The organism is Pseudomonas sp. BF-R-19, assembly GCF_019956445.1.
In the GTDB taxonomy this organism is placed as follows: domain Bacteria; phylum Pseudomonadota; class Gammaproteobacteria; order Pseudomonadales; family Pseudomonadaceae; genus Aquipseudomonas; species Aquipseudomonas fluorescens_BH.
This window is the reverse complement of record NZ_JAHBDN010000081.1, coordinates 45,374-60,236: the sequence shown is the minus strand read 5'-3', so window position 1 is coordinate 60,236 and position 14,863 is coordinate 45,374. Positions and strand designations below refer to the sequence as shown.

Genomic DNA, 14,863 nt, shown 5'->3' with positions numbered 1-14,863 from the left:
ATTGTAGTTACTGACCATTAATTCTGAATTTTGTTTTTACCGTTCGTCGCCTTGAGCGCGGCAAGCTCGGCCTGGAGTTCAGCCAACTGCCCCTCCAACTGGGTCACGCGCTGTTGCGCCTTGACCTGCACGGTGACGTCTTTCTGCACACCGACAAAATAGGTTTGCCCGTCCGCTGGATTTTTCACCGTGGAAAGGGACAGCTCGTTCCAGAACGGTGTGCCGTCCTTGCGGTAGTTGCGCAGTATTTCCCGGCAGCATCCTTCACCGTTCAAGGCGTCGCGAATCAGCGGCAGGGCTTCCTGGTCGCGATCCCCCGACTGCAGGAAGCGGCAATCCTGATAGAGGATTTCTTCGCTGGAGTACCCCGTCAGGCGTTCGAACGCGGGGTTGACGTAAATGAGGATTTTGTCCTGATCACCTTCCTTTTCGGCAATCACGATACCGTCGTTGGAGGCGTTGATTACCATTTGCAGCAGCTGTGCATTAATCATCGGAGTATCCTTTCCTGATTGATTGTCAATTGCATTCTAAAAGAATAATCACGACCGTGGTGTTAATATCCGGGTCTTTTACTCGGATTCAGGATCAGATTGATGAAAGTCGCCATCATTTCCGGCTCGGTGTACGGCACGGCCGAAGAAGTTGCCCGCCACGCCGCCAGCCTGTTGAAAGCCGCCGGTTTCGAAACCTGGCACAACCCGCGTGCGACCCTCGCCGATGTCCAGGTGTTTGGCCCCGAAGCCTTTCTGGCGGTGACGTCGACCACCGGCATGGGTGAGCTGCCGGACAACCTGCAACCGCTGTATTCGAGCATTCGTGAGCAATTGCCAGTGGCTTGGCGCGGTTTGCCAGGTGCAGTGATCGGATTGGGCGATGCGAGTTATGGCGATACTTTTTGTGGCGGCGGCGAGCAGATGCGCGAATTGTTCGGTGAACTGGGCATTCGCGAAGTACTGCCGATGCTGCGCCTGGACGCCAGCGAAACGGTGACCCCCGAGACGGACGCCGAGCCTTGGCTGGCGGACCTGATCAGCGCATTGCGCGCCTGATCGTTACCCCGGCATCCATGCCAGTCAAGGGGCTGACAGTGCGGTAAAAACTGCCTGTCAGACCCTTGCTCACGCCGGTCATTTGACATGGCTCCAGGGCAACAGGACGACTGACTCGCAGGGCCACCAAGCTGGCTGCGAATGCAACTACACGAACCTCAAGGGCTGACTAGACTCGGTAATCATTGGAAACACTCCATCATAAAAACACCGAGGCTCCTTGCCGTGACTGTCGCTCCCTTCCAATCGCCACACAGTGTCAAAGACCAGGTCAGTGCTGCCGAGTGGCAGACCCGCGTCGACCTGGCGGCCTGTTATCACCTGGTCGCCCAACATGGCTGGGATGACCTGATCTTCACCCATATCTCCGCCAAGGTGCCCGGCACCGAAGATTTCCTGATCAACCCGTTCGGGTTGATGTTTCACGAAATGACCGCGTCGAGCCTGGTCAAGGTGGATCAGGCCGGCAACAAGCTGATGGACAGTCCTTACGAGATCAATCCGGCGGGTTACACCATCCACAGCGCCGTGCATGAAGTCCGTCACGATGTCGTCTGCGTGCTCCACACCCACACGGCTTCGGGGGTTGCGGTGTCGGCACAGAAGCAGGGCGTTCTGCCGATCAGCCAACAGTCGTTGTTCGTGCTTTCCAGCCTGGCCTATCACGCCTACGAAGGCGTGGCGCTCAACCATGAAGAGAAAGTGCGGCTGCAGGCCGACCTCGGTGAAAACAATTTCCTGATGTTGCATAACCACGGTCTGCTGACCTGCGGCAGCACCATCGCCGATACGTTCCTGATGATGTTCACCTTTCAGCGTGCCTGCGATATTCAGGTCATGGCGCAAAACGGTGCCGCTGAACTGATCGCCATCGAACCGCAGATTCTGGCCGGCGCCAAAGCCATGATCGCGGGTGTCACCAGAAGTGCTCAAGGAATGGGCGGAGCGCTGGCCTGGCCGGCGCTGCTGCGTAAACTCGATAAACTGGACCCGGGTTATAAACTCTAATGGCACTCGCCGAGATCCCTCTGTGTGTCTGGCGCAAGCGCAGCCAGACATTCATTTTTCGTGACCAGAGCATCCGCTACTGGACAGCAGGGCAGGGTGAGCCGCTGTTGCTCATTCACGGCTTTCCGTCCGCCAGTTGGGACTGGCATTACCTGTGGCAGCCATTGGCCCAGCGCTTTCGCGTGATCGCTTGCGACATGCTGGGCTTTGGCGATTCGGCCAAACCGGCGAATCATGAATACAGCCTGCTGGAGCAAGCGGATCTGCAACAGGCACTGCTTGAACACCTGAATGTGGAGCAGCCAGTGCACCTGCTCGCCCACGATTACGGCGACAGCGTGGCTCAGGAACTGCTGGCCCGGCATTACGAATCGCGGTTGGAGCTGGCCAGTTGCGTGTTTCTCAACGGCGGGTTGTTTCCGGAAACCCACCACCCGCTACTGATGCAAAAACTCTTGCTCAGTCCTTTGGGCTGGATGATTGGTCGCGCCTTCAGTCGTGATGGCCTGGTGAGAAGCTTTCGGCAGATTTTCGGTCCGCAAACCCGTCCCAGTGAAAGCCAGATGGATGACTTCTGGAGCCTGGTCGAAAGCCAGCGCGGGCCACGGATCATGCACAAATTGATCGCCTACATCCCGGAGCGACGCGTCTGGCGCAACCGCTGGGTGAGCGCGATGCAACGCGGTGAAGTGCCGCTGCGAGTGATCGATGGAGGGGTCGATCCGGTCTCCGGCGTGCACATGGTCGAGCGTTACCGGGAGCTGATCCCGGAGGCGGACACGGTGGTGTTGCCCGACATTGGCCACTACCCGCAGATCGAGGCGCCCTGCGAGGTGCTCAAGCACTACCTGGCGTTTCGCGATCAACTGCTCTTGCCGCCGCGCAAGCTGGCGTGTTCCTGATTCGCAGCGTTGAATCTGTTCTGCTTCTGTGGGGTCGCGTCATCCTGTCCGACGCGATCATCATCCCCCAGCCTTATCGCCCACCATTCAGCCTCCCCCGTGTTCATTGTGACCCGCTGCGCCGTGCCTGAAACTCGGACTCACTGTCCCTTGGCCTGCTGGAGTCCCCCATGAATGAGTCTGTGCGCTTCGAAGATAAAGTCGTGATCATCACCGGAGCCGGTGGCGGCCTGGGACGGACGCATGCACTTCTGTTCGCCAAACAGGGCGCCAAAGTGCTGGTCAACGATCTTGGCGGCTCGGCCCAGGGCGAAGGCGCCAATGCCTCGGCCGCCGACCGCGTGGTTGCGGAGATCCGCGAGGCTGGCGGCATTGCCGAAGCCAACCACGACTCGGTCACTGACGGTGACAAACTGGTCCAGCACGCCCTGGACGTCTTCGGTCGCGTCGACGTGGTGGTCAACAACGCCGGGATCCTGCGTGACAAGACCTTCCACAAAATGGATGACGCCGACTGGGATCTGGTTTACCGCGTCCACGTCGAAGGTGCCTACAAAGTCACCCGCGCCGCCTGGCCGCACATGCGCGAGCAAAACTACGGCCGGGTGATTTTCACTGCGTCGACCTCGGGCATCTATGGCAACTTCGGCCAGTCCAACTACGGCATGGCCAAGCTCGGCCTCTATGGTCTGACCCGCACCCTGGCCATCGAAGGCCGCAAGAACAACATCCTGGTCAACGCCATCGCCCCCACTGGCGGCACGCGCATGACCGAAGGCTTGATCCCGCCGCAAGTCTTCGAACAGCTCAAGCCGGAACTGGTCAGTCCGCTGGTGGTGTACCTGGCCAGCGAGAACTGCGAGGAAACCGCTGGTCTGTTCGAAGTCGGCGGCGGCTGGATGGGCAAGGTCCGCTGGGAGCGCAGCCTCGGTGCCGGGTTCGATCCACGGACAGGTTTCTCCCCGGAAGACGTGGCGGCGCACTGGCAGCAGATTTGCGACTTCGAAGGCGCGGCGCATCCGAAAGACAACATCGAAGCGCTGAAGGAAATGATGGGGAATTTACATAAATATACGCTCTGATAGCGCCGGCAAGGTCGTATTGACTGACCTTGCCGGTTGTTGCATTTGTCGGCTGGAAGCCGTTTGCCAATGATCAGCGGGGAAAGTATTTGACTACCAGCGCCTTCAGATTGGCGGCGGTTTGTGCGTCCATTTTTCCATCGAAGTTATCCGGGCGAAAATGCATCTGGAATGCCCGCACCAACTGTTGAAAACCGCCTTCCGTTGACGCCTCCGAAACATCGTATCCATAGGATTTGAACAACCCCAGCAATTCGCTTCGGGCTGGAGCGCCCGAGGTGGTGTATTGGCGCAGATACTCGTCCCGAGTGGTTTCATCGAACCAGGCGCCGACGCCTTTCAAGTAAAGCGCCTGCCAGGGAAACATCGGACCCGGGTCACTTTTGCGGCCGATTGAAACATCGGAGTGGCCCAAAACCTGCGTCGGTGTGATATCCGGGTAGCGCTTGAGGATGTTCAGCGCCAGTTGTTCAATCGCAGCAATCTGTTCGGGGTGATACGGCGGGAAGGTGAATTCGCCTTTGTTGTCGGTCGCCAGGTTGACGACTTCAATGCCGATGGACGTGTCATTCAGATTGCTGCGGTTACTCCACTGACTGATACCTGCGTGCCACGCGCGATAGGTTTCATCCACCAGGCTGAATACTTCCTGCCCGGTATGGCCGGCTTTCAGGTAACTGGGGTCAGTGATATCTGGAACCAGATAGTGCGCGCTGACATTCGGGCCGGTGAGGGCACTGACAGAACTTGAAAAGTTAGCGGCCGTGTAGTGAAGAATCAGAAAGCGTATTCGACTGTTGAAACTTCGGGTTGAGCGATACTGGTTGTAGATGATGGGTTTCATGGTTGCACTCGCAATAAGTAAGTTTGAAGCCGGACGAAGATAAAAGTCGTTCGCCGACTTGCTGTTCAACTTAATGGCTCGAGTGCTATTGGTGTTTACCTATGCTTGTAGGCGCTTTCTGAAAGAAATGTAGGCATGCGAAGTTTTGCCTGGCAGCTGTTACTCATCAAAAACCTCGCCCATAAAAAAGGCCGCTGCAAACGCAGCGGCCAAGGTAAGACGTTGGATCAGGAGCTACAAATCAACGTCAGTGAACACGGGGCGATGAACCGAATCCTCAATTCATCTGAAATCTTTCAGTCAAGGCGCAGGCCGGTACAGGGTGCCTGCGGTGGTTTACTGTGACAGCGAGGTAAGAATAAGCCCTTGGTGTCGTAGGAAAAATACCAATTACGGACATGCACTGTTGCAGCCGCGGCAACAGTCAGGAATCGGGTGCTCGTCGTCTGTGCCAGTCATCCTTAAGAGGTACACCACGAATACCTCCTTGGTGCGCTTATCGACCCCGATGCCCGGCAGTAGGGTGAGGCCTTCTGTCACTCACCGGGGAAGACGCATGACAAAAACAACAATGCGCGCCATCTTCACACCGCAGGCACTGGCGGCTGCGGTCGCCTTGGGTTGCTGCGCCCAGGCACAGGCCATTTCGTTCAACATCGGGGAACTCGAGGGGACGTTCGACTCCTCGCTGTCGGTCGGCGCGAGCTGGGGCATGCGTGATGCGGATGACGCCCTGGTGGGCACCGTCAATGGCGGTTCCGGCCAGTCTTCGACCGGTGACGACGGGCGACTGAACTTCAAGAAGGGTGAAACCTTCTCGAAGATCTTCAAGGGGATTCATGACCTCGAACTGAAGTACGGCGACACCGGTGTGTTCGTGCGTGGCAAGTATTGGTACGACTTTGAACTGAAGGATGAAAGCCGCCCGTTCAAGGACATCAGCGATCACAATCGCAAAGAAGGCGCCAAGTCTTCAGGCGGGCAAATTCTCGACGCCTTCGTTTATCACAACTATTCCCTCGCCGATTTGCCGGGCACTTTGCGCGCCGGCAAGCAGGTGGTCAGTTGGGGCGAGAGCACCTTCATCGGCAATTCGATCAACAGCATCAATCCGGTCGACGTGTCCGCGTTCCGCCGTCCTGGCGCCGAGATCAAGGAGGGGCTGATCCCGGTCAACATGCTGTTCGCCTCCCAGGGTCTGACGGAGAAGTTGACCGTGGAAGGCTTCTATCAACTTGAATGGGACCAGACGGTCGTCGATAACTGCGGCACGTTCTTTGGTGTCGATGTGGTGGCGGACGGCTGCAACAAGGGCTACACCGTCGCCAACCCGGCCATTGCACCCTTGCAGCCGATTGCGGCTGCCTTTGGCCAGGGCTTCGAAGTCAGCAAGGAGGGGGTGATCGTTCCCCGTGGCGGCGACCGCGATGCCCGGGATTCCGGGCAGTGGGGTACGGCGTTGCGCTGGCTGGGGGACGACACCGAGTACGGCCTGTACTTCATGAACTACCACAGCCGTTCGCCGAATGTCGGGACCACCACCGCCGGCCTCAGTACGCTGGCAAGCATTCCGGGGATCGTTGCCACCGCCAACCGTATCGTGCCCGGCAGCGGTTCGGGCCTGGCCCAAAGCGTGATGCTCGGTCGCGGCCAGTATTACCTCGAATACCCGGAGGACATCCGCCTCTACGGCGCGAGCTTCTCCACCACCTTATCCACCGGCACCGCGTGGAGCGGGGAAATCAGCTACCGCCCCAACCTCCCGGTGCAGGTCAACACCAATGACCTGACCCTGGCCATGCTCAATCCGATTGCGGGCGGTGCGGCATCGCCCATTGCCACGTCACCCGGGGCTGACAACAAAGGTTATCGCCGCAAGGAAGTGACGCAAATCCAGAGCACCCTGACGCACTTCATCGATCAGGTCGCAGGTGCGGATCGCCTGACCCTGGTGGGCGAGGCCGCGGTGGTTCGGGTCGGTGGACTGGAGCCTCGCAGCAAACTGCGCTACGGCCGCGACTCGGTGTATGGCCAGTATGGATTCGGCGGTGATACCGGCGGCTTCGTGACCTCGACTTCATGGGGTTATCGCGGCCGGGCCATCCTCGACTACAACAACCTCATCGCCGGGATCAACGTCAGGCCCAACCTTTCGTGGTCCCACGATGTCTCCGGCTATGGCCCCAACGGTCTGTTCAACGAAGGCGCCAAGGCCGTCAGCCTCGGTGTCGATGCGGACTATCGCAACACCTACACCGCGAGCCTCAGTTACACCGACTTTTTCGGCGGGGACTACAACGTCCTCACTGACCGTGACTTCGTGGCGTTGAGCTTTGGTGTGAACTTCTGATCTGGCTGAAAAGGATGAATTCAATGCGCAAGATGATTCTGCAATTGGGCACCGTTCTGGCCCTGAGTCTGCTGGCCGCCAACGTGATGGCCGCGGTGTCGCCGGAAGAAGCCAACAAACTCGGCACCAGCCTGACCCCACTCGGTGCCGAGAAGGCCGGCAATGCCGATGGCTCGATTCCGGCCTGGACCGGCGGCATCCCGAAAAACGCTGGCGCGGTGGACAGCAAAGGTTTCCTGGCCGATCCCTTCGCCAACGAAAAGCCGTTGTTCGTGATCACCGCGGCGACCGTCGACAAGTACAAGGACAAACTCTCCGATGGCCAGATCGCGATGTTCAAACGCTATCCCGAGACTTACAAGATTCCGGTCTATCCGAGCCACCGCACCGTGGCGTTACCGGCAGAAATCTATGAGTCGGCCAAGCGCAGCGCACTGAACGTAACACCGATCAATGACGGTAACGGTCTGGCCAACTTCACCGGCAATCGCTACTACGCGTTCCCGATTCCGAAGAATGGCGTGGAAGTGATCTGGAACCACGTCACGCGTTACCACGGCGGCAATCTGCGCCGCACCATCACCCAGGCGACACCGCAGTCCAATGGTGACTTCACCGTGATCCGCTTCAAGGACGAGGTCGCCGTGCCGTCGTTGCTCGGTGATCTGAAACCGGGCAGCGACGATAACGTCCTCAACTACTTCAAGCAGGAAGTGACCGCCCCGGCGCGGCTGGCGGGCAACGTGTTGCTGGTTCACGAGACCCTCGACCAGGTCAAGGAGTCGCGCAAGGCCTGGATCTACAACGCAGGCCAACGCCGGGTACGGCGTGCGCCACAGGTCGCTTATGACGGCGTCGGCACCTCATCCGACGGCCTGCGCACCACCGACAACTTCGACATGTTTTCCGGCGCGCCGGATCGCTACGACTGGAAACTGATCGGCAAGAAGGAGATGTACATCCCCTACAACAGCTACAAGCTCGACTCGCCAGACCTCAAGTACACCGATGTGATCAAGGCCGGGCACATCAACCAGGACCTGACCCGCTATGAGTTGCACCGGGTCTGGGAAGTCGTCGCCACGGTCAAGCCGAGCGAGCGGCATGTGTACGCCAAGCGCCACATGTACATCGATGAAGACAGCTGGCAAGTGGCGCTGGCCGACCACTACGACGGGCGTGGCCAGCTCTGGCGCGTCGCCGAAGGGCATGCCCAGTTCTACTACGATCACCAGGTGCCGGCCTACACCGTCGAAGCGCTGTATGACCTGATCGCCGGCCGCTATATCGCCCTGGGAATGAAGAACGAAGAGAAGCGCAGCTTCGAATTCAACATCGATGCAAAAGCGGGGGACTACACGCCGGCAGCCTTGCGTAGCACGGGGGTTAGGTAGGTTTCCTACAGGCTCCTACACAAAGGGGTGACTTTGCGGTCACCTTTTTTATAACGCTCGATCAGTGTGTTGAATACTTCTTCAACAAGCGCTTGGGAGGGGGCTAGGGTGGCGCCAGAATTATAAAAAAGGCGCACCACAAATGACCGCAATGACGCACTGTCTGGACCGCCCTGGCTTCCTGCCCCGACTGTCGTCCCATCATCTGTCCCGCGAGCGGCTGATCGAGCCCATGCTGGTCTCGACCGCGCGGGTGAAGTTGCTTTGCGCACCGGCCGGTAGTGGCAAGAGCGCATTGCTCACCGAATGCCTGCAGCGGGCACCGGAGCACTCCCAGGTGTGTTGGCTGCCGCTGGCGGGGGAGTCGTTGAGTGCAGCCGATTTTCTGTTGCGCCTGACGCAAGCGCTGGGCCTGCCCTCGACGGACGAGCCCGGGCTGCTGGTGCATCTGGCCCGATTACAGGCGCCGACCTGGCTGTTTCTCGATGATTACTGCCGAGTACCCAATCCGGAACTCGACCGGATGCTCGATCGCCTGTTGGCCGTCGCCAGCCCGGCGCTGACCTGGTGGCTGAGCTCCCGTCGACGACCACCCTGCAACTGGCCGCGGCTGCTGCTCGATGATGAGTTGTACGAGTGCGAAGGCCGGGCGCTGGCGTTTACCGAGGTCGAGGTCGGGCAGTTGCTCGGTCATGCCGAGCCGACCCTGGCGGCACAAACCGCCAAAAGGGTAGTTGAGCGCAGCGGTGGCTGGTGCGCTGGCGTGCGGATCGCGTTGCTCAATGGTTGTCCGTGGTCGGGTGAGCAGGGGCGTTCGGCGACATTGCTCGATTATCTGCAGCACGAATTGTTCAACACCTTGCCGCCGGAACTGGTTGAGGTCTGGCAAGTGTTGGTTTATCTGCCACGCTTCAACGCCAGCTTGTGCGAGCATCTTTTTGGTACGGGTGAGGGCGCGCAGTGGCTGCACGCGTTGCAGGACATGGGCTGCTTCATTGAACCCTGGGAAGACTCCGTCGAGTGGTTGCGGATCTTCGAGCCATTGGCCCGGGAGATGCGTGAAGAACCGACCCCGGCCGGGCGATCCTGGCATCGCCGTGCGTGCCAATGGTTCAGCGCCGAAGAAGACTGGCAGGGCGCCTTCGAGCAGGCGTTGCTGGCGCAAGAGCACGAGGTCGCGGTCAGCCTGTTGCAACACTTCAGCATTGAGCATCTGTTCAAGCGTCAGAACGTCAGCTGGTTACTCAAACTGCACGAGCAGCTGGGTGAACAGTTGACCTTGGGCACGCCGCAACGGGTGGGGTTGATTACCGCAGCGTTGCTGTTTGCCGGGCGTTTCGAGCAGGCGGCTGCCTGCATTGGGCAGCTGTCGCGATTTGCCCCACAACCGACGGCATCCTTGCAACGGCAACTGCTGGCGCGTTGGCAGGCGCAACAGGGTTGGTTGTTGCATTTGCAGGGACGCCTGCCGGCGGCACGGGCGCATTTTATCGAGGCACTGGACGATCTGGCGGCCGAGGGGTGGTCCGCGCGGTTGTTGTGTCTGTCCGGGTTGACCCAGCAAGCGCTACTCAACGCCGACCTCGATGCCGCCCAGGCCTTCAATCGTGACGCACTGTGCCTGGCGCGGGCACAAGGCTCGTTGTTGTTTGAAGGCTTGCTCGAACTCGATCATGCGCAGCTGCTGGAGCAGCGTGGTGCACCGCGGCGAGCAAGCCATTTGCTGGCCGACATCCATGAAATGCTCGGACGACAGGCTGATCGACCGACGCCGCTGCTGGGACGAATCGCCCTGCGGCGAGGACGATTGGCCCTCTGTCAGGGGCAAGATGAGTTGGCCGCTGGTTTCCTCCAGACCGGCCTGGAGGACTGCCTGCACAGTCAGGACAAGCACGTGTTGTACGGGTTTCTCGGACAGGCGCAAATGGCGGCCAATCAACGCGAATACGCCCATGCGTTTGATCGTCTGCGCGAGGCCGAACGGTTGATGCAGCAACGGCAGATCCCCGATACGGTTTATCGCGGCGTGCTGCTGCAAATCAGCAGTCATTTCTGGCTGCAACAAGGGCGCCCGGAGTTGGCCCGGGAAGCGCTGACCCGGGTCTTGCGTCATTACCGTGGGGCCCACGCGCGCCAGGCACCGCCAGCCACGCTGCAGCTGATTGCACGTATCGAATACCAGTTGGTGTTGGCCGAGACTCATTTGCAACAGGCGCAACGTCCATTGGATCGGCTCAAGGCGTTACTCGAGCATGCGCAACAACACGCCATGCAGGCGCTGGAAACGGAGTTGCAACTGGCGATCTGCGAAGTGGCGGACCTGACGGGCGAGCCGGAGATGGCCCACGCAGCACTGGAGGCCGGTCTGGCGTTGGTGAAGCGTTGTCAGGGGCAACAGGCATTGCGTGATTTGAACTTGCGCCAGCCGAACCTGATCTGTCGTTTACAAGGCGAGGAGACGGTGACCGCGCTGGCCGTGGATGCCAGCCTGCTGAGCAGTCGGGAGCTGGAAGTGCTCGGCCTGATCGCCCAAGGCAACTCCAATCAGCAAATTGCCGAGCAGCTGTTCATTTCGTTGCATACGGTGAAAACCCATGCCCGGCGCATTCACAGCAAGTTGGGTGTGGAGCGGCGTACGCAGGCAGTTGCCATGGCGAAGAAGTTGGGGTTGATAATGCAGAGTTGGTAGTTGTTTGTTTTTCGTTTTGAAATGAATTAAAACATACTGTTGGGTGCATAAATAACTGTGTCGATTAATATGCTCGTCGGCGCTGATAAACAAGCAATTAGTTGTGTTGTCAGTACATTGGTCGAGAGGTCGAGCAGGATGTTCGGCTCTTTAACGTGACAGGAAGTCTGTATGAGTGAGAGTTTTTTTTCTAACAGTAAGATTGTGCTATTGAAGCGTATTCGTGCGGATTTCGCCGTCGAGGTGCTGTTGGTTGAGCGCTTGGGGAAACTCGGAATCAACCCGTTCACAACCTATCTGAATACGCTGGATGATAGTGTTGGCGCTGACGTCATTGAGTCCAGGACGTTATTCGATGAGACGCTGGAGTGGGTTGAGAAAGAGTCACTGCCTACTTATGTTCGGGGTATCAATGGAATCTTCAATCTGCGGTATTCTTTCAAGCCGGAGCATAAGGTTATAGGGCTGGATCTGATAGAGTTTGAAAGAATAGTAATGGATATCGTCCGTTGGCTGACCGATGCGCCCTCAATCAACCTTTCAAAGCGCTCGATCAAGGTTTCTGGTATCGAGCAGGTCCACGCAGCGTTAAAGTATCAGATCCCGGAAATCAATATTGATAACGTGTACTTGACCAGTTATGTGACGGAAGCGGACGGGCGAAAGATACTTCAATCCCGAAGTCTGGCCGAAGATGTCTTTGCTTATTTTCAACATAATGAAATTCCTTATTATCACGGCGAAGGACAGGGCGTTTATTCGATCGCCTACAGTTCCCGGGAATCTGATTTGCACCCGCAACTCACGATCAAGGACATCAGTGACCTAGTGATCGAAATTGCTCCGGATTTCCTGATCTGATATTCAGGGACTTTCGTAGCCCATTCAATTATGGAGTTTTAAGATATGGAACAACTGACAAAGGAATTGGTGCGGGCCAAGCTGCACGCAAGGCTCGGTGGTCGCGGTATTGATGTCGATAAGGTATATATCAATGCAATTGCGTCGGCTAACGATTCGACGGTTATTTACTCTCAGTCACTGGTATGGGCATTTTTCCTTAAGTTGCAGGATGGTGAAGTTCCAAAATTCGTCAGTGAGAATTTGGGGATCTTTTCCGAGCCGTACACGTTTGACCAGAAATATCGTTTCGATGGTGTAAAACTTGATGAACTCAATGAAATGGGGGCAGCAATTGCCCGGGATTTACTGAGCTGATTGGTGGTTCTATCAAAGTAGTTGTGCCAACCCCTTGGTTGGCACGGCTGCCGCAATCAGGTTGCGGATACGGCGGGTTCAAAACCCATGCGCCAGCTGACTGCATGGCTGGCGGATAACAGGCGCTGCGCCGCCGGACCGTTTTCATCGGCATGGAACAACGATGTCGGCCCCACCACCGTCAGCACGGCAACCACTCTGCCCATCGCGTTGAACACCGGTGCCGACAAGGCATCGACCCCTGGCAGCAGCAAACCATGTACATGGTGCAAACCGCGTGCGCGGATTTGTTCGCACTGGGCCGCATAGGCCTGATCGTCTGCCAGCGCGTGGGCTGCGTGGGACTGCAACTCCTGCACGCGCAGATCCTCGGTTTCGCGTTTCGGCAGGTAGGCGCCAAACACCAGTCCCGTCGAAGAACTGAGCAATGGCAACACCGAGCCCAGTTGGGTCACCACCGTCACAGCACGCACCGCCGGTTCGATATGCACCACGGTCGCGCCCTGATTGCCCCACACCGCCAGAAAACAGGTTTCGTTCAAGTCATCGCGCAATTCGGCCAGGGGCAGGGCGGCGACTTTCAGCACGTCCATACTGTTGAGTGCCGCCAACCCTACGCGCAAGGCTTCGCGGCCCAGGCCGTAATGGTTGGTGGCGGCGTTCTGTTCGGCGAATCCGCTGGCGATCAGGGCCTGTAAATAGCGGTGAACCTTACTCGCCGGCATCTGCACGTGTTCGGCCAGGCGCGACAGCGAAGTCGAAGGCGACAACTCGGCCAGAGCCTTGAGGATGTCGGTGCCAACCTCGGCCGAGCGGACTTTCTGTTTACCGTTGTTGTCGCTGGTTTTTTCCATGGTGGCTGGGCTCCCGGGACGAATGGGCGTCTTTATAGCTTGACGGTCAATACCAATCAAATTACGTTATGCGTAATCAAATTACGATAAAAACAACCCGGACGTGCCTCGACCTCTGCAACAGAGCGAGCGGCCACTGTCGACTCCCTGTTCAGGAGGCTCCATGAACCTCGATTCAACGACGCCAGCGCTGGCCTACCTGTCAGGCTTCGGCAACGAATTCAGCAGCGAAGCGTTGCCCGGCGCACTGCCTGTCGGCCAGAACTCCCCGCAAAAAGCCCCGTACGGCCTTTACACCGAACTGTTCTCCGGCACGGCATTCACCATGGCGCGCAGCGAGGCGCGGCGAACCTGGATGTACCGCATTCAGCCGTCGGCCAATCATCCGGCATTCATCAAACTGGACCGGCAACTGGCCGGCGGCCCGCTGGGTGACGTGACCCCCAACCGCCTGCGCTGGAACCCGCTGGAAGTTCCCGCCGAGCCGACCGATTTCATTGACGGCCTGGTAAGCATGGCCGCCAACTCGGGAGCAGAAAAACCGGCCGGGATCAGCATCTACAACTACCGCGCCAACCGTTCCATGGAGCGCGTGTTCTTCAATGCTGACGGCGAAATGTTGCTGGTGCCTGAACTGGGGCGCCTGCGCATTGCCACCGAACTGGGCATGCTTGAACTGGAACCGCTGGAAATTGCCGTACTGCCTCGCGGCCTTAAATTCCGCATTGAACTGCTCGACCCGCAAGCCCGCGGTTACGTCGCCGAAAACCATGGTGCGCCGCTGCGTCTGCCGGACCTGGGGCCGATTGGCAGCAATGGCCTGGCCAATCCGCGGGACTTCCTGAGCCCGGTGGCGGCCTACGAAAACCTGCAACAACCCACCACGCTGGTGCAGAAGTTCCTCGGCGAGTTGTGGGCCTGCGAGCTCAATCATTCGCCGCTCAACGTGGTTGCCTGGCACGGTAACAACGTGCCGTACAAATATGACCTGCGCCGTTTCAACACCATCGGCACCGTCAGTTTCGATCACCCCGATCCGTCGATCTTCACCGTGCTGACCTCGCCGACCAGCGTTCATGGCCTGGCCAACCTCGACTTCGTGATCTTCCCGCCGCGCTGGATGGTGGCCGAGAAAACCTTCCGTCCACCTTGGTTCCATCGCAACCTGATGAACGAATTCATGGGTTTGATCCAGGGCGAATACGACGCCAAGGCCGAAGGCTTTGTGCCCGGCGGTGCTTCGTTGCACAGTTGCATGAGCGCCCACGGTCCCGACGGAGAGACTTGCACCAAAGCGATCAACGCTGACCTCAAGCCGGCGAAAATCGACAACACCATGGCGTTCATGTTCGAGACCAGCCAAGTGTTGCGCCCAAGCCGTTTCGCCCTCGATTGCCCGCAACTGCAAAACACTTACGACACCTGCTGGGCTACGCTGCCCGCCACTTTCGACCCGACCCGGAGATAACC

14 protein-coding genes are annotated in these 14,863 nt (G+C 58.5%); 11 read left to right on the top strand and 3 right to left on the bottom strand.

What is annotated here, in order from left to right:
* Positions 1–17: 17 nt before the first annotated feature.
* Positions 18–494, bottom strand: a complete 477-nt coding sequence (locus KGB28_RS23300) for a PAS domain-containing protein (protein ID WP_223448073.1) — start codon at positions 492–494, stop codon at positions 18–20.
* Between the two features lie 102 nt (positions 495–596).
* On the opposite strand from KGB28_RS23300, the gene KGB28_RS23295 reads away from it, so the two are divergent.
* From KGB28_RS23295 to KGB28_RS23280, 4 genes are all read left to right on the top strand, one after another.
* Positions 597–1,052, top strand: a complete 456-nt coding sequence (locus KGB28_RS23295) for a flavodoxin (RefSeq protein ID WP_223448072.1) — start codon at positions 597–599, stop codon at positions 1,050–1,052.
* Positions 1,053–1,277: 225 nt separating this feature from the next.
* Positions 1,278–2,060: a class II aldolase/adducin family protein gene (locus tag KGB28_RS23290; protein ID WP_223448071.1), complete on the top strand. Its 783-nt coding sequence runs from the start codon at positions 1,278–1,280 to the stop codon at positions 2,058–2,060.
* Positions 2,060–2,962 carry an alpha/beta fold hydrolase gene (locus KGB28_RS23285; RefSeq protein ID WP_223448070.1) on the top strand — a complete coding sequence of 301 codons (903 nt, stop codon included), beginning with the start codon at positions 2,060–2,062 and terminating at the stop codon, positions 2,960–2,962. Before KGB28_RS23290 ends, KGB28_RS23285 begins: the two co-directional genes overlap by 1 nt.
* Positions 2,963–3,132: 170 nt before the next feature.
* Positions 3,133–4,044, top strand: coding sequence for an SDR family oxidoreductase (locus KGB28_RS23280; RefSeq protein ID WP_223448069.1), 912 nt, complete (start codon positions 3,133–3,135; stop codon positions 4,042–4,044).
* 73 nt (positions 4,045–4,117) lie between these two features.
* Here the strand turns inward: KGB28_RS23280 and KGB28_RS23275 are convergent, their stop codons facing one another.
* Positions 4,118–4,888 (bottom strand): N-acetylmuramoyl-L-alanine amidase, encoded by a 771-nt coding sequence (locus tag KGB28_RS23275; protein ID WP_223448068.1) that lies wholly within the window; start codon positions 4,886–4,888, stop codon positions 4,118–4,120.
* A 135-nt stretch (positions 4,889–5,023) separates the two neighbouring features.
* Between KGB28_RS23275 and KGB28_RS23270 the strand changes: the two genes are divergently transcribed.
* The 6 genes from KGB28_RS23270 to KGB28_RS23245 all read left to right on the top strand — a co-directional run bounded on the left by KGB28_RS23270 (position 5,024) and on the right by KGB28_RS23245 (position 12,539).
* Positions 5,024–5,233, top strand: a complete 210-nt coding sequence (locus tag KGB28_RS23270) for a hypothetical protein (protein ID WP_223448067.1) — start codon at positions 5,024–5,026, stop codon at positions 5,231–5,233.
* 211 nt (positions 5,234–5,444) lie between these two features.
* The gene (locus KGB28_RS23265; RefSeq protein WP_223448066.1) at positions 5,445–7,238 is read left to right on the top strand and encodes a DUF1302 domain-containing protein; all 1,794 of its coding nucleotides are present in this window, start codon (positions 5,445–5,447) and stop codon (positions 7,236–7,238) included.
* A gap of 23 nt (positions 7,239–7,261) precedes the next feature.
* The gene (locus KGB28_RS23260; protein ID WP_223448065.1) at positions 7,262–8,632 is read left to right on the top strand and encodes a DUF1329 domain-containing protein; all 1,371 of its coding nucleotides are present in this window, start codon (positions 7,262–7,264) and stop codon (positions 8,630–8,632) included.
* Positions 8,633–8,774: 142 nt separating this feature from the next.
* Entirely contained in the window at positions 8,775–11,321 is a 2,547-nt protein-coding gene (locus KGB28_RS23255; RefSeq protein ID WP_223448064.1) for a LuxR C-terminal-related transcriptional regulator, read from the top strand.
* A gap of 171 nt (positions 11,322–11,492) precedes the next feature.
* Complete coding sequence (locus tag KGB28_RS23250; protein WP_223448063.1) at positions 11,493–12,182, top strand: hypothetical protein; 690 nt, start codon at positions 11,493–11,495, stop codon at positions 12,180–12,182.
* Positions 12,183–12,227: 45 nt separating this feature from the next.
* The gene (locus KGB28_RS23245) at positions 12,228–12,539 is read left to right on the top strand and encodes a hypothetical protein (protein WP_223448062.1); all 312 of its coding nucleotides are present in this window, start codon (positions 12,228–12,230) and stop codon (positions 12,537–12,539) included.
* A gap of 56 nt (positions 12,540–12,595) precedes the next feature.
* Here the strand turns inward: KGB28_RS23245 and KGB28_RS23240 are convergent, their stop codons facing one another.
* Positions 12,596–13,393 (bottom strand): IclR family transcriptional regulator, encoded by a 798-nt coding sequence (locus KGB28_RS23240; protein WP_223448061.1) that lies wholly within the window; start codon positions 13,391–13,393, stop codon positions 12,596–12,598.
* 163 nt (positions 13,394–13,556) lie between these two features.
* Here KGB28_RS23240 and hmgA point away from each other — a divergent pair, with 163 nt between their 5' ends.
* On the top strand, positions 13,557–14,861 hold the full coding sequence (gene hmgA / locus KGB28_RS23235) for a homogentisate 1,2-dioxygenase (protein WP_223448060.1): 1,305 nt from the start codon (positions 13,557–13,559) through the stop codon (positions 14,859–14,861).
* Positions 14,862–14,863: the final 2 nt, after the last annotated feature.

Excerpts from the sequence above, each read along its gene's own strand:
- KGB28_RS23265 (WP_223448066.1), top strand. The coding sequence starts at position 5,445 with ATGACAAAAACAACAATGCGCGCCATCTTCACACCGCAGGCACTGGCG.
- KGB28_RS23270 (WP_223448067.1), top strand. The coding sequence starts at position 5,024 with ATGCGAAGTTTTGCCTGGCAGCTGTTACTCATCAAAAACCTCGCCCAT.
- KGB28_RS23260 (WP_223448065.1), top strand. The coding sequence starts at position 7,262 with ATGCGCAAGATGATTCTGCAATTGGGCACCGTTCTGGCCCTGAGTCTG.
- KGB28_RS23240 (WP_223448061.1), bottom strand. The coding sequence starts at position 13,393 with ATGGAAAAAACCAGCGACAACAACGGTAAACAGAAAGTCCGCTCGGCC.
- KGB28_RS23295 (WP_223448072.1), top strand. The coding sequence starts at position 597 with ATGAAAGTCGCCATCATTTCCGGCTCGGTGTACGGCACGGCCGAAGAA.
- hmgA (WP_223448060.1), top strand. The coding sequence starts at position 13,557 with ATGAACCTCGATTCAACGACGCCAGCGCTGGCCTACCTGTCAGGCTTC.
- KGB28_RS23255 (WP_223448064.1), top strand. The coding sequence starts at position 8,775 with ATGACCGCAATGACGCACTGTCTGGACCGCCCTGGCTTCCTGCCCCGA.
- KGB28_RS23275 (WP_223448068.1), bottom strand. The coding sequence starts at position 4,888 with ATGAAACCCATCATCTACAACCAGTATCGCTCAACCCGAAGTTTCAAC.
- KGB28_RS23280 (WP_223448069.1), top strand. The coding sequence starts at position 3,133 with ATGAATGAGTCTGTGCGCTTCGAAGATAAAGTCGTGATCATCACCGGA.
- KGB28_RS23300 (WP_223448073.1), bottom strand. The coding sequence starts at position 494 with ATGATTAATGCACAGCTGCTGCAAATGGTAATCAACGCCTCCAACGAC.
- KGB28_RS23285 (WP_223448070.1), top strand. The coding sequence starts at position 2,060 with ATGGCACTCGCCGAGATCCCTCTGTGTGTCTGGCGCAAGCGCAGCCAG.
- KGB28_RS23245 (WP_223448062.1), top strand. The coding sequence starts at position 12,228 with ATGGAACAACTGACAAAGGAATTGGTGCGGGCCAAGCTGCACGCAAGG.
- KGB28_RS23250 (WP_223448063.1), top strand. The coding sequence starts at position 11,493 with ATGAGTGAGAGTTTTTTTTCTAACAGTAAGATTGTGCTATTGAAGCGT.